The sequence below is a fragment of the Micromonospora sp. WMMD735 genome, assembly GCF_049178995.1.
Classification (GTDB): Bacteria; Actinomycetota; Actinomycetes; order Mycobacteriales; family Micromonosporaceae; genus Micromonospora; species Micromonospora wenchangensis.
This window is the reverse complement of sequence record NZ_JBMHMJ010000002.1, coordinates 5055246-5068749: the sequence shown is the minus strand read 5'-3', so window position 1 is coordinate 5068749 and position 13504 is coordinate 5055246. Positions and strand designations below refer to the sequence as shown.

Annotated in this window: 10 protein-coding genes and 2 pseudogenes; 7 read left to right on the top strand and 5 right to left on the bottom strand. The window is 67.9% G+C overall.

Annotation, left to right across the window (positions count from 1 at the left end; all coding sequences use genetic code 11):
* The first annotated feature begins 146 nt into the window (after nucleotides 1–146).
* Both ACN268_RS21875 and ACN268_RS21870 read left to right on the top strand, forming a co-directional pair.
* Entirely contained in the window at nucleotides 147–1673 is a 1527-nt protein-coding gene (locus ACN268_RS21875) for a glycosyltransferase family 87 protein (RefSeq protein ID WP_421484793.1), read from the top strand.
* A gap of 179 nt (nucleotides 1674–1852) precedes the next feature.
* Nucleotides 1853–1949, top strand: a pseudogene (locus tag ACN268_RS21870) (IS5/IS1182 family transposase); the annotation flags it as partial.
* 189 nt (nucleotides 1950–2138) lie between these two features.
* Here the strand turns inward: ACN268_RS21870 and ACN268_RS21865 are convergent.
* The 3 genes and pseudogenes from ACN268_RS21865 to ACN268_RS21855 all read right to left on the bottom strand — a co-directional run.
* Nucleotides 2139–2639, bottom strand: a complete 501-nt coding sequence (locus ACN268_RS21865; RefSeq protein ID WP_421487068.1) for a hypothetical protein — start codon at nucleotides 2637–2639, stop codon at nucleotides 2139–2141.
* A 144-nt stretch (nucleotides 2640–2783) separates the two neighbouring features.
* Entirely contained in the window at nucleotides 2784–3365 is a 582-nt protein-coding gene (locus tag ACN268_RS21860; protein WP_421484792.1) for an AfsR/SARP family transcriptional regulator, read from the bottom strand.
* 32 nt (nucleotides 3366–3397) lie between these two features.
* Nucleotides 3398–3604 (bottom strand): annotated as a pseudogene (locus ACN268_RS21855) (AfsR/SARP family transcriptional regulator); the annotation flags it as partial.
* Between the two features lie 635 nt (nucleotides 3605–4239).
* Here ACN268_RS21855 and ACN268_RS21850 point away from each other — a divergent pair.
* Both ACN268_RS21850 and ACN268_RS21845 read left to right on the top strand, forming a co-directional pair.
* A complete protein-coding gene (locus ACN268_RS21850) occupies nucleotides 4240–8148 on the top strand; it encodes a hypothetical protein (RefSeq protein WP_421484791.1) in 3909 nt (1302 codons plus the stop codon).
* On the top strand, nucleotides 8145–8627 hold the full coding sequence (locus tag ACN268_RS21845; protein ID WP_421484790.1) for a hypothetical protein: 483 nt from the start codon (nucleotides 8145–8147) through the stop codon (nucleotides 8625–8627). The genes ACN268_RS21850 and ACN268_RS21845 overlap by 4 nt, the downstream gene beginning before the upstream one ends.
* A gap of 29 nt (nucleotides 8628–8656) precedes the next feature.
* On the opposite strand, the gene ACN268_RS21840 is transcribed toward ACN268_RS21845, so the two are convergent.
* Both ACN268_RS21840 and ACN268_RS21835 read right to left on the bottom strand, forming a co-directional pair.
* A complete protein-coding gene (locus ACN268_RS21840) occupies nucleotides 8657–11002 on the bottom strand; it encodes a hypothetical protein (protein ID WP_421484789.1) in 2346 nt (781 codons plus the stop codon).
* A 6-nt stretch (nucleotides 11003–11008) separates the two neighbouring features.
* The gene (locus ACN268_RS21835) at nucleotides 11009–11791 is read right to left on the bottom strand and encodes a deoxyribonuclease IV (RefSeq protein WP_204925495.1); all 783 of its coding nucleotides are present in this window, start codon (nucleotides 11789–11791) and stop codon (nucleotides 11009–11011) included.
* A 518-nt stretch (nucleotides 11792–12309) separates the two neighbouring features.
* Here ACN268_RS21835 and rpsF point away from each other — a divergent pair.
* The 3 genes from rpsF (at nucleotide 12310) to rpsR (ending at nucleotide 13495) form a co-directional block, all read left to right on the top strand.
* A complete protein-coding gene (gene rpsF / locus ACN268_RS21830; RefSeq protein WP_088643630.1) occupies nucleotides 12310–12600 on the top strand; it encodes a 30S ribosomal protein S6 in 291 nt (96 codons plus the stop codon).
* A 77-nt stretch (nucleotides 12601–12677) separates the two neighbouring features.
* Nucleotides 12678–13214 (top strand): single-stranded DNA-binding protein, encoded by a 537-nt coding sequence (locus tag ACN268_RS21825; RefSeq protein WP_204958344.1) that lies wholly within the window; start codon nucleotides 12678–12680, stop codon nucleotides 13212–13214.
* Nucleotides 13215–13255: 41 nt separating this feature from the next.
* Nucleotides 13256–13495, top strand: a complete 240-nt coding sequence (gene rpsR, locus ACN268_RS21820; protein ID WP_007073789.1) for a 30S ribosomal protein S18 — start codon at nucleotides 13256–13258, stop codon at nucleotides 13493–13495.
* Nucleotides 13496–13504 lie beyond the last annotated feature (9 nt).

Sequence of the window (13504 nt, the reverse complement as noted above, 5' to 3'; positions counted from 1 at the left end):
GCGTCAATGCCGCTGCTGGCGATCCGCAGACCTGCGGTCGCCGGCAGCGGCATGTCGCGGGTGGGGTGCTCCGCGTCGGGCGAACGGAGTCCGCACCGCAACATGCTGCTCGTCCGGGAGCCATTCATAGGGCAGGATGCATTCTCATGAGCACCCAGCCGACGGCCGGCATCGACGACGCCGGGAGCAGCGACCACCCGTCCCGATCGGACGGCTTCGTCCGAGGCGTCTCCGAGGCGATCGGCGGACCGCTCGGCGACCACGCCGTCGCCGTCGACCGGCCCGCCGGCCGGGAGAGCCGGTTCTGGACGGCCGCCCGGATCGTGCTGGCCCTGGCCTGCCTGACCCTGGCGCTGCACTGGGTGCAGAAGGCACCCTGCCAGAACGGCGCCTGGCAGAACAACATCCAGTACACCCGGATGTGCTACACCGACGTGCTGGCCCTCTACTACGCCGAGGGCCTGCACGAGGGCAAGGTTCCCTACCGGGACCACCCGGTGGAGTACCCGGTGCTCACCGGCTACATGATGGGCGCGCTCGGCCTTCCGGTGCATTCGCTCGGCGTCGACGACCCGACGATCAACCAGGGGCGCTGGTTCTACAACGCCAACGCGTTGACCCTCGGCGCGCTCGCCGTCGCCACCGTCGGGGTGATCCTCGCCCTGCGCCGCCGACGACCGTGGGACGGAGCCCTGTTCGCCCTGGCCCCGGCGCTGTTCCTCACCGCCACCGTCAACTGGGACTTCCTCGCTATCGGGCTGGCCGCCTTCGGGCTGGCCGCCTGGGCGAAACGACAACCCGTCCTGGCCGGCATCCTGCTCGGCCTCGGCGGCGCGGCGAAGATGTGGCCGCTGTTCCTGCTCGGCCCGATCCTGATCCTCGGTCTGCGCGCCGGTCGGCTACGGGCCGCGCTCACCGCCGTCGCCACCGGCCTGGTCGCGCTGGTCGCGGTGAACCTGCCGGCGGCGATCCGCTACCCCGACAACTGGGGACGGTTCTTCGAGCTGAACACCACCCGTCCCATCGACTGGGGCACGCTCTGGTACATCGGGCGGTACCTCGACGGCAAGGTGAACACCGGCGCCCCCGGCGACCAGGGCCCGTTCCAGTGGCTGAACGCCAACATCCCGACCCTCAACAACCTGTCGTACGCCCTGTTCGGGCTGGCCTGCATCGGGGTGGCCGTACTGGCGCTGCGGGCACCCCGACGGCCCCGGCTGGCCCAGCTCGCGTTCCTGGTGGTGGCCGCCTTCCTGATCTTCAGCAAGGTCTGGTCGCAGCAGTTCGTGCTGTGGTTGCTGCCGCTGGCGGTGCTCGCCCGTCCCCGCTGGGGGGCCTTCCTCGCCTGGCAGTTCGCCGAGGTCTGCTACTTCGTCGCCTTCTACGGCGAACTGCTCGGCTCGGCCACCAGCCGCCCGGTCTTCCCCGAGGGGGTCTTCGTGCTGGCCTCGTCGCTGCGGCTCGGCACGGTGGTGGTGCTCTGCGTCCTGATCGTCAAGGACATCCTGCACCCGGAGCGCGACGCGGTCCGCCAGACCTACCTCGACGACCCGGACGGCGGCGTCCTCGACGGCGCCCCCGACGCCCCCTGGCTGTCCAAACTCCGCCGCCGCGACGTGCCCATAGTGTCCACCAGCAATCTTCAACAGGTCTCTCCCGCCGAGGGGCCCTGACGGGGTAGGGGCGTGTCTGCCGATCCTGTAGTGGTGGGCGTTGAGGATGTCCTGGTGGTGCGCTCGTGGTGACCTGACCGATCAGGCCTGGGCGGTGATCGCGCCGGATATGGGCCCGGATCCTCGCCGCAGCACAGGTCCACGACGAGATGCAGTGGCGATCAGCATCGACTCGTCGATCGCTCACGCCCGGCCAGGCCGGTGACAACCCCCAACTGCTGGCACTGCTCGACACGATTCGTCAACGGTCACGGACCTGGCCGACCACGCAAACGGCTCCGACCGACCTGCCGGCCATCAACGGCTGCGGCAGAGTACCCGCCTTCGCGGAGCGCCGGGTATAGGCGTGCCTCGCGGGTCTGGGCCCGCGAGGCACGTAGTTCGGCCAGCGTCGGCTTTCCTGTCGCGACGAGGGATTGCTCAGGGAGCGTCTTTCTGCCTCCAGCAACCTTGTCGAGAACGAGGTCAGTAACAGTTCGAGATGGAGTAAACGGGGTCCCAGTCGGCAGTGTCATAGGAAGGACTTCTCGCAAGGACTGATGACGGGATTCCCTGGCTGTCAAGAAGATACGGGGAAGGAGCCCCGGGGCTCTGGTTGTTGACCCAGTAGCCCGTGCCTGTCCAGTTGTACAAGTCGTAGATGTGGCAGGAGTACAGAAGAAAGATCTTCCAGGCGGCCCCGTTCCAGACTGCGGCACAGAAGGTCCCGGAGGGGCACGAGTAGGTTCCGCCGGCCGGCACGGTCGTCGTCTTCACCGATGGCGAGATCGTCGGGGTCGCCGAAATGTGAGCGCCACGAGGCGCTGGCGGTCCGGTTAGGGTGATGTCCTTCCCGTGGGCCTGAGAAGTGGCCGCCATCCTTGTCTCGACACCGACCGGCACGCCTGTGGTAGCTGTGGCGGGGGTGGCGGTAACGGCGACGATGAGCGCCGCGATGATGGCGGGCGTAAGGATAGATCTCTTCATCTCAACCCCTTAACTGGTTTGGCTGGAAAATGCCCTGACATTTTTCGGCAATGCGGCATGAGCATGAACGCTGAATTCACCCCCGTGTGTTGGTGGCATGCAAACCAGCATGGACCTTGCCGGCGAAATCCTTGAAGGGCGTGGTCAGGATAGGGCCATGGTGAGCAGTTTGAGCGCGTTGGAGGTTTCACTGAGGGCTCGATGCAGCGCCTCGGTTGCGCGCTGATCCAAGTGGATTCCCGCATACTCAGAAGCTGTCTGGCCGTCGACATGGATCCGTCTTTCCACTTCAGTGACGGCGACGCCTGCTGTAATCCCGAGATCTTTGCCCAGGCGCCCTCTCAAGGACCGCAAAACAGCGAGAGATTCGGCGGTGCGGGAGGCTTCGTGCAGGGCCTCCGCGAGTCGGCAGTGCAGGGCTTCATGGTAAGGATGAACTGTCACCCAGTATTGCAGCTCGTGTATGAGATTCACCCGGTTACCATGGGTGAACTCCAACTCGACCAGGTGCTCGATGGCGCGCAGCCGGTGTTCCTGCCAGCGGATCGCGTCGGCCTGTAGTGCTGAAGAACTGACGTCCTGCAGGGCATCACCTCGCCACAGGCTCAGGCCACGCCGAAGCAGGGTGACGGCGAGGTCGTTGCGAGTGTTCTGCCGGGCTGATTCGGCCTCCGCGCAAAGGCGGCGGAAGTGCAGGCCATCGACATGGTCTTCTGGGACCTCCAAATGTAGTTGCTGCCCTGGCGAACGATCTTGGGAGTCGAGTTGTCAGTGGGCAGAAAGGCTCGGAGGCGCCCCAGGCGGTTCTGGAGTTGTCGACGGGCGGTGATCGGCGGTTGGTCGTCCCAGACGATGTCGATGAGCTTTTCGGTAGAAACTGGGCAATTTGCATTGACGACGAGTGCGGCAAGCAGCCTGCGACCGCGATCACCAGACAAATAAACCCGGGAGCGATTCGACGTCACTGTCAGTGGACCCAGGAAACTGAAATACAAGACTACCCCCGTGGTAGTTGCGAAGCGAATCCCTGCCGAACCATACCCTGGTCGGCATCACTGAGCATCTATTTGATGCCATGTAGTCGAGATGTTCTTCACCTTGTCGATATCTCTGCCGATCAGTCAGCGCTGTCCAACTTGTCATCGACGCAGGTCGGTGCGCCTCCTGAGGGTGGGTGATCTCCAGTGGGGATCGATGCGGGCCAAGTGATGATCAGGCAGTGGTGCGCTGGGATGTGCGCCTACGAATCTGCCGAGGAAAATGCGGCGTCGGTTGGTCGACGGCCGCCCCCGACGTGTGTGGACGCAGGTCCCCCCGACAACAGGTGCTCACGGAGAGCGCCATGGATCGGGGCGAGCTGCGGAGACACGGCTCTCCACACCCGCCGGCACCACAGCGAGGCACGGGCATGTCATCGCCGCCTCACCCGTGCTCAGGCATTTGACATGGGTTCATCCCGGACGGTGACGGCCGGTGATCGCGGCGATGACGTGGCGGTGACGTCGCTTGTCATCATGCGCTCACTCCGCTGTTCAGGACGACAGGCAGGAAGACCATGATCCGAAGACGTGTCCCACTCGCAGTAGTTGCCGCCATCGTCATGTCGGTAACCCCCGGGGCCCCGGCGGTCGCGGCGGCCACCCCCGAACCGTCCCCGTCGCCCCGGGCGGCGCAGACGGTCGAATCCTCCACCGTTCCACCCGCCCGCCGTGACCAGGTTCTCCCCAAGAACTGGTCGAGGTCGTCCGACCTGGCATGGACGACCATCGGCGACGCGGACGGGTTTCACCTGCTCACCGCCACAGCACGTAGCGGCTACACCTGGCGTGGCGTGGCCGATCTCGTGGAGCCCGGCGTCGAGGCCGATCAGTGGATCGGCAATGCCTGTCTGACCGCGTCCGGCCGTCGACTGGTGGTGGTGTACGGGCCACGGACCTTCACCAATCGGGCGGATCTTTTCGACCGGGGCGGCTTCACCGCTGTCGTCGATCTGTCGTCCGGCGTCGTCACCAAGCTGCCGATCCGGTCGTCGTTGGCGTACTTCAATCCGGGATGCGGAGTCGGGGAGTCCGCAGTGCTCACCCAGCTCGGTGGCGAACGCGAAGAGAAGCTGACCGACAAGCCGCGGACCCGGCTGACGACGGTCGACGCCGCCAGTGGCAGGCTCTCCGCGTCGAGGGTTGTCGACACCGAGCTCACCTCTGCGATACCCACTCGCAGGGGGATCGTGGCCGCCGGTGGCTCCCGACTGGTGCGGGTGGAGCAAGGGGGGCGACTGACCTCATTGGCCCGCACGGGCGGCACCCCGTTCCGGCTCACCACCGACCAGGGGGGCGACGTCCTGTTCCAGGACCGCTCCGGTGATCAGACCCGCGTCCGCCGAATCGAACTGACGCCGGGAGCGACAGCACGGACGCTGGCGACGGGCGGCTTCGGCGAGCTTTCGATCGGTGCGGGCGCGGCCGGCCGGAGCTTCATCACCGGCCGGGCCACCGAGGTGCAGGCATTGCCGGCCGGCGTGCGTCGGCTTGAGGTGCCCCCGTCAGCCGAGGTGTCCTCGCAGGGGCAACTCGCGGTGACCCGGGTGCGACGCATGGACCAGACGCCCGCCGAGGCGGTGTCGACCGGGCCGGTCATCATGGGGCGGGTGTCGATCCAGGCGCAGGTTCCCGATACCGGTCAGGTACTTGCGTTCCAGGTCGATGCGAGATCCGTTCCGGCAAGCGTCCCCTCCCGGGCGGGAAGGACCGGATCGGAACCGCGGGCCTCGGGGACGGCTGCGACGCCGACCGGCTCGACCACCAACCCCTCGGAGGCGGAGCGGTGGTGTTCGGTACCCCGCAATGATCCGCGTAACCAGGTATTGCAGCCCAAGCCGCGTCAGGTTGAATGGGCGATCGACCAGGCAATCACCAATTCGCTGTACGTACAGCGGCCGGCCAACTGGAAGAACCTGGGGATGCCCGCGTACACCCCGCAGGGCCTCTTCCCCCCGCACGCCCTGCTCGGCGGTGGGCGGGTTCCGGCCCAGGTGATGCTCGGCATCGCCGCTCAGGAGTCGAACATGTGGCAGGCATCGCGAAACGCCCTGCCCGGGGTCACCGGTAATCCGTTGATCGGCAACTACTACGGGCTGGAAATCTACAATGCCCAGACCGCCGACGACTGGGACGTGCACTGGGACAAGGCGGACTGTGGCTATGGCGTCACCCAGCTCACCGACGGCATGCGCCTGGCCGGCCACGCCAAACCCGGCGAGGTGCTGCTGCCGTACGACTCCCAGCGGGCGGTGGCGCTCGACTTCGCCGCGAATGTAGCGGCGGGCCTGCGGGTGCTTCAGGACAAGTGGAACCAGACCCGGAGCGCCTCGTTGATCATCAACGACGGGAACCCGGCCGGCTTGGAGAACTGGTTCTACGCCCTCTGGGCGTACAACTCGGGGCTGCATCCCAACCTCGGCACCGGCGAACCATGGGGCCTCGGCTGGGGCAACAACCCGGCGAACCCGCGGTACCGGCCGGACCGCCGACCGTTCCTTGAGGACAGCTATGCCGACGCGGCCAAGCCACAGTTCTGGCCCTATCAGGAGAAGGTGCTGGGCTTCGCCGGGCATCCGCCGAACCTGCTGGAGGGGCCGGACACCTTCGTGGCCGGCTTCCGGGCTGCCTGGTGGGGCACCGTCGAGGACCGGGAGAAGGTCAAGCCGCCGGTCAACCTGTTCTGTGACGCGTCCAACGACTGTCATCCTGGGGAGTTGCACACCCCGGACGATCCGGACGTGGTGGGTGAGCCGGCGGGGCCGTGTGCACATCAGAACGCGGCAGGCAAGTACGACCTGGTGTGCTGGTTCCACAAATCAGTCAGCTGGAAGGGGAGCAGCCAGCTCGGTAATGAGGTGCTGCGCTTCGATCCGGGCTACGCGTACCAGGACGACGCGTCGACCTATCTGCCGAAGTGTGATCTGACCGGACTGCCGGCGGGCAGCCTGGTGATCGACGATGTGCCCGGGGGTACCCCACCCGTCCGTACGGGCTGTACGAACAGCTGGACCAATTCCGGCACCTTTGGACTGAGCTTCGCCACCGACTCGGTGGGCAATCTGCCCTCCAAGGTCGACTTCCATCAGATCGGTGGGGGCTTCGGTGGACACTTCTGGTTCGCCCATACCTGGGCTCCAGGTGATCTGGGCGGCAAGATGAAGGTTGCCGGCACCTGGACCCTCAACCAGGCAGTCACCGGTTGGGCGCGGGTGATGGTGCATATTCCGGATCACGGCGCGCACACCCGGCAAGCCGCCTACGAGATCGACCTCGGGCAGGGATTCGGGGCCGGTAAGAAGCGGGTCGTCCTGCAACGGGTGCAGAGCAATCAATGGGTGTCGCTCGGGGTTTTCAAGTTCACCGGAACTCCGAAGGTGCGGCTGACCAACGACGCGTATGACGGCACCGGGGACGAAGACGTGGCGTGGGATGCCATCGCGATCCAGAAGTTGACGGCCAAGCCCCGCCACCAGGTCGTTTCTCTGGGTGATTCGTACTCCTCTGGTGAGGGGGTCTCGAGCTCGAACGGGTCCGACTATTACCGGGAGACCGACTACAAGCAGATCGTCAACGACGAGGTTCGCTATCAGGACGTCTGCCATCGATCCCGGTCTGCCTGGTCCCGCTTGGCGAAATTCTCCGACAGTACGTCGAGCATCGGCAGTCGTTCGGACAGTTGGGATCCGAACCTGGATTATCAGTTCCTCGCCTGTTCCGGTGCTCAGACGGAGCAGTTGCTTCCCGGCTACACCGTCCCAGCCGGGCAGCCGTTGCCGACGAATGCGTGGGGTGAGGCGGCCGAGTACCATTCGGGTGAGATGTCGCAGCTCGACCGAGGCTTCCTGGACGAGAACACCACGTTGGTGACACTGTCGATCGGCGGCAATGACGCCCGCTTCGCCAACGTGCTCCAATTCTGCTTCCTGAACAGCTTCAACTGCGACACCGACACCTATCCCGGTGACACCAAGCCGCTTGCTGCGCAGGTCAAGGAAGACATCGAGGGGCCGGTGAAGCAGTCCATCAAAACAGTACTGCGGGAGATCCACAAGAAGGCACCAGGTGCGCAGATCATGCTGATGGGCTATCCGAAGCTGTTCGAGGACACCGGGCCACTCTGCTTGCCTGAGATCAGCGACGGGGAGCGGAAGTGGTTGAACAACACGGGAATGCTGCTGGCGTCGGTGATGGGTCAGGCCACTACTGAAGCCAGCTCCGAGGGCATCCCCACCTATTTCGGTGATCCCACCTTCGCGTTCTCCGGCCATGGTGTTTGTGCCCCGACGGAGGAAATCCACAGGGTGGTTTACGCCCTGACTCCGGGCGAAGACGGGGAATTGCCGGACGAGTATCCGGAAAGCTGGAACAAGTACGGCATTTCGCAGCAATCATTCCACCCCAACCTGGGTGGCTCCAACCGCTATGCTTCGGTGATGAATCACGTCGTCGTCGATTTCATGGGCCTGTGATCAAAGCTCTCCGGGCGGTGTCGGCGGGGAGGCTGCTCCTCCTCGCCGGCACCGCACTGCTCTGTCTCACCAGCTGTGGTTTCGACTCCGAGGCGCGGGCGATCGACACGGCGACCGACTCGGTGCGGTCCCGCGCCGAACTGGCCCGGCGTACCGCCGTCGCAGTCCTCGCCGACCCGCACACCGCCGAGCGTGACCCGGCAGGCCAGCTGGCCGCTCTGACCGGGTCGGTGGGCAGCGCAGAACGGTTCGGCACGGTCTTTGCCAGCCGGTCCTCCCCGGATGAGCGGCTGGAAGTGGACGTCTTCTACGACGGAACCGCCAACGGCGGTGGATTCGTCGCCGCCGAGGTTCACGTCCGGCTCTGTGTGCGGCTGACCGGCGTCGCCGAGAAGGACCCGCAGGTGACGATGACCGACACCGGCTGCCCCGGGATCCCCGACGGGTCGGACCGCCGGATCGTGAAGCTGGCTGACTAGAAGGCAGGCGGGCCGACGGGAGCAGGTGCTCAGAGACGGAACACCACGGCGTTGCCGACCTGCTGACGGGTGATGCCCAACTGCTCGACCGGCGAGTCCACCGTCACCTCCCACGGCGTGCCGACGATCTGGTCCCGTAGCACCACGACGTTGCGGACGCCGAGGGTGCGCAGGTAGTCGACGCTGGTCTGGTCGGGGAAGGCCGCCGACACCCGGCGCACGTCGTCGAGTTGCTTCGGGGTGAAGCCGCTGCCCCCGTTGACCACCTGTTGGAAGCGGGTGGTCGACCAGAGCATCACCGGCTGGTCCTGGTTCTGGCCGCTGGGCAGCACCAGCAGCGGACCCTCCACCGTGCGCATCGCCACCGGCTGCTCCGGCACGACCGGGTGCGGGGTGTCGTTCAGCCCCTCCACCAGCACCAGCAGCAGTGGTAGCAGGGCGACCGCCCGCAGCCACGGCGACGGCCGGGAGGGCACCCGGTCGGCGCTGATCTCGCGTACCCGCCGGGCGAAGGCGCTCACCGCGCCGGCCGCGAGCAGCCCGAGCAGGAGCGTCGTCCAGAGCATCATCCGTCCCGGCGTACGCAGCCCGTTGAACCCGGGCAGGTGCTCGAACAGCGGGGCGTAGGTGAAGGTGCCGTCGAAGAACCGGGTCCCCATCGCGAGCACCATGGTGACGATCACCCCGGCCAGCATCAGCAGCCGGTGCCGCAGCCGCCACACCGAGAAGAAGAGCCCACCGGCCGCCAGCGCGTACAGCACGAAACCCGGCAGGAGCGTCATCTCCGGGTGCCAGGGCAACGCCGCCCGCGCCCCCTCGTGCAGCCCGCCCCAGATCCACGACTCGGCGGGCGCGGTGAAGAAACCACTGGCCGGTGGCGAGTAGACGCCGATGTCGCCGAGCGTGCGTTCGGCGTTCGGGTGCAGCTCGGCGACCTTGAAGTACGGCACCGCCAGCAGCGCGCCGACGGCGGCGAAGAGCAGCCCGCCGACCAGGTCGGCGACGAACAGCCGGCGACCGAAGGGCCGCCGCACGCGTCGCCGCCGCCAGAACCACACCGCCGCCGAGACCAGCAGGGTCAGTGCGAGGACGTACGCGAAGACCAGGCCGATGCCGAAGCCGAGGCTGAGCTGCCAGGCGGCCACCACCCACCCGGCGTACGCCCAGCCGACCCGGCGGGCTTCGGGGCGGTAGCCGTGCCGCAGTGACCAGCCGTGGCCCCGGGCCAGCATGGCCAACGCCAGCGGGATACCGCCGTTGGAGACGATGTGCAGGTGCCCCGCCTGGGCGAGCAGCCACGGCGCGTACGTGTAGCTGACCCCGGCGACCGCCGAGCCGATCCGGCCCGCGCCCAACTGCCGGGCCAGCACGTACGCCCCGAAGGTGGCCATCGCGTGGGCCAGCACGAACATGATGTTGTAGCGGAGCACGGCGGCGTCCGGGCCGGTGCCGAGCAGGCCGGCCGGGGCGTACCCGAGCAGCATGTCGGAGAAGGCGAAGCTCCACGGTTCCGGGAAGAACGTGTTGGACTGGAACAACTGCCCCGGATTCGTCAGCAGGGCGTGCCCGGACCAGGCCATCTGCCACGCCTGGAGGCTCGGGTCCCAGTAGTCCTGCGGGAGCGTGTAGAGCGGGTAGCGCAGGGTCGGCCAGGTCATCCCCACGGCGAGGGCCAGCGAGGCGAGGACGGCGAGCGTCCACTCGTGCACCAGGAACCGGCCGGTGGCGCGGACGGCCCGTCCGGTGCGGCCGGGCTCCGGCTCCGGCGCGGGCGCGAACGAGGTCCACGGATCGGCCTCGGCGGCCGGCTTCTTCTCTGCGTCCCCGGCGGGCCCGTCGCCCCGGCCCTTGTCGGCCCCGTCCTGCCCGGTCCTGCTTCTGCGGAACGTGTCCTTCCAGGTCCGGCGCGTGCCGGTCCGGCCGGGTGTGCCGGCCTGGCCGTGCGCTGCCGCAGCCGCCCCGGCCTTTTCCGCCGTCGTGCCGGTCGGCTGGACCTCCGTCGCGGCCGGCCCGGGCGCGGCCCCGCCCTTACCGCCCCCGGCCCGGCCCTCGTCGGCCACCGGACCGCCCTCGCCGGTCTTCGGGTCGGCCCCGTCGCTCTTCGGGTCGGCTCCGCCGGGCTCCGCGTCCGATCCGGCGGGCTCCGGGTCGGGACCGTCGGGCGTCGCGCTCGATCCGGCCGGTCCCGCGCCGGCTCCACCGGGCTTCGGGTCGGTTCCGGTGGTCAGGGGCGGGTCGGTCCTGCCCGGCTCTGGGCTGTCGTGCGCGTCGGGTGCCGGCCGGTCCTGCGGCGACCCCGTCCCGCCCCCGGGGGTCGGGTCCGTACTGCCGGTCTGCCGTGGGGGTGGGCTGCCGCCCGTCGCGTTGGTGGTCATCGGCGTTCAGGCCCCCGTGCCGAGCTGTTCGCGGAGGAAGGCGATGTCCGCGCCCTGACCGGTCGCCCCGCCGGGGGTCTCCACGATGACCGGGGCGTCGGCCGCCCGGATCACCGCCACCAGCAGCTCCGGGTCGATGGTGCCGCCGTCGAGGTTGTCGTGCCGGTCCTGCCCGGAGTTGAACCCGCCCTTGGAGTTGTTCGCGTGCACCAGGTCGATCCGGCCGGTGATCGCCTTGACCCGGTCGACCAGGTCGAGCAGTTCCTCGCCACCGGCGTACGCGTGGCAGGTGTCGAGGCAGAAGCCCACCTCGTAGTCGCCGAGGGCGTCCCAGAGCCGGGCCAGCGCGTCGAGCCGCCGGGCACATGCGTTGTCGCCACCGGCGGTGTTCTCGATCAGGACCGGGACGGGGAACCCGCCGGAGTCGGCCGCGTACGCGAAGGTCTTGCGCCAGTTGTCGAAGCCGACCGCGAGGTCGTCACCGGCGTTGACGTGGCCGCCGTGCACGATCAGCCCCCGGGCGTCGAGCTGCGCCGCCGCGGTGGCGTGGCCCAGCAGGAGCTTGCGGCTGGGGATGCGGATCCGGTTGTTGAGGGTGGCCACGTTGATGACGTACGGGGCGTGGACGTAGACGTCGACCTCGGCGGCGCGTAGCCGGTCGGCGTCCTCCCGGGGTTTCGGGGCCTTCCAGCCCTGCGGGTCGGAGAGGAAGAACTGCACCGCCTCGGCGGCGCGGGTGGCCGCCTCCGCCAACGGGTCGGCCTGGTCGACGTGGGCTCCGATACGCATGCAGGCGAGCCTACGTCCCACCCCCGACGTGCGAGAGGTGACGGTCGTGGGCAAGTCGCGCCTGTCAGCCCGCGTGCGGCGTCACCGGTCGGGGTCGGCGATCGTTGAGGGGAGTGGAACAGCCGGACGAATAGTTTCAATTCGGCTATCACGTGACGATTGCCGTTGTATCGTCAGATAACAACAGGATGAAGCTCCGCGGGGTGTCCTCGATCCAACCTCATCGGTGTGGTCGTTCCTCCCCAGGTCCCACCCAAGGAATGCGGACGGGACGCCCCGCGGCCCCGTGGACAGGGGTCCGCCGTCGGCCTTCGGGTGTCGCGGCGGGCCCCTGTCGCCGTCGTCGTCCCCACCGCCGACCTGCCGGGTCGACCTGCCCGGGGGTGATCGTCGGGACCGGGTATCCTGGTCCGGTTGTCCGCGTCCGGCCGGGTTCCCCCGGCGCGGGGCGGGCACGACGCACGACCTCCTGCCACGGAAGGACCGTGGCCGCCTAGCCCACAGGAGGTGAGCACGTCTTGCGTCACTACGAAGTCATGGTGATCCTCGATCCCAGTCTCGAGGAGCGCACCGTCGCCCCGTCGCTCGACACGTACCTGAACGTGATCCGGACCGCGGGTGGCTCGGTGGAGAAGACCGACGTGTGGGGCCGCCGGCGCCTCGCGTACGAGATCAACAAGAAGGCCGAGGGCATCTACGCCGTCGTCGACCTTCAGGCGACGCCGGAGGCGGTGGCCGAACTCGACCGCCAGCTGCGGCTGAACGAGTCCGTGCTGCGCACCAAGGTCATCCGACCGGAAATGCGCTAAGCATCCAACCCGGTTCGCCCGGATCAACCTCATCGTGATGTCGGAGGGCTCTGAGAGCCTGTACGGCAGAACGCTGAGTGCGCGAGGAGTTGGTCATGGCAGGAGACACCACCATCACGGTCATCGGCAATCTGACCGATGACCCCGAGCTGCGGTTCACCCCGTCCGGTGCGGCGGTCGCCAAGTTCCGGGTCGCTTCGACGCCCCGGTTCATGGACAGGACCACCAACGAATGGAAGGACGGCGAGCCGCTCTTCCTGGCCTGCACCGTGTGGCGGCAGGCGGCGGAGCACGTCGCCGAGTCGCTCCAGCGGGGCGCCCGCGTGATCGTCTCGGGTCGGCTGCGTCAGCGGTCGTACGAGACCCGCGAGGGCGAGAAGCGCACCGTCATCGAGCTCGAGGTCGACGAGATCGGCCCGTCGCTGCGCTACGCCACGGCGAAGGTGCAGAAGATGTCGCGCTCCGGTGGCGGCGGTGGTGGCTTCGGCTCCGGTGGCGGTGGCAACCAGGGCGGCGGCGGAGGCAACTTCGACGACCCCTGGGCCTCTGCTGCTCCGGCCCCCTCCTCCCGCGGTGGTTCGGGCGGCAACTTCGACGAGGAGCCTCCGTTCTAATGGCGCCGAGCGCCCGCGATCGCAAACCAGGAGCACGTGCAATGGCCAAGGCTGCGGCACTTCGCAAGCCGAAGAAGAAGGTGAACCCGCTCGACAAGGACGGGATCACCTATATCGATTACAAGGACACCGCGCTGCTGCGCAAGTTCATCTCCGACCGCGGCAAGATCCGCGCTCGGCGGGTGACCGGGGTCACCTCCCAGCAGCAGCGGCAGATCGCCCGTGCGGTAAAGAACGCCCGTGAGATGGCGCTCCTGCCGTACACCGCCACGGCCCGCTGAGAGGAGGCA

Excerpts from the sequence above, each read along its gene's own strand:
- ACN268_RS21875 (WP_421484793.1), top strand. The coding sequence starts at position 147 with ATGAGCACCCAGCCGACGGCCGGCATCGACGACGCCGGGAGCAGCGAC.
- ACN268_RS21865 (WP_421487068.1), bottom strand. The coding sequence starts at position 2,639 with ATGAAGAGATCTATCCTTACGCCCGCCATCATCGCGGCGCTCATCGTC.
- ACN268_RS21850 (WP_421484791.1), top strand. The coding sequence starts at position 4,240 with ATGTCGGTAACCCCCGGGGCCCCGGCGGTCGCGGCGGCCACCCCCGAA.
- ACN268_RS21840 (WP_421484789.1), bottom strand. The coding sequence starts at position 11,002 with ATGACCACCAACGCGACGGGCGGCAGCCCACCCCCACGGCAGACCGGC.
- ACN268_RS21835 (WP_204925495.1), bottom strand. The coding sequence starts at position 11,791 with ATGCGTATCGGAGCCCACGTCGACCAGGCCGACCCGTTGGCGGAGGCG.
- rpsR (WP_007073789.1), top strand. The coding sequence starts at position 13,256 with ATGGCCAAGGCTGCGGCACTTCGCAAGCCGAAGAAGAAGGTGAACCCG.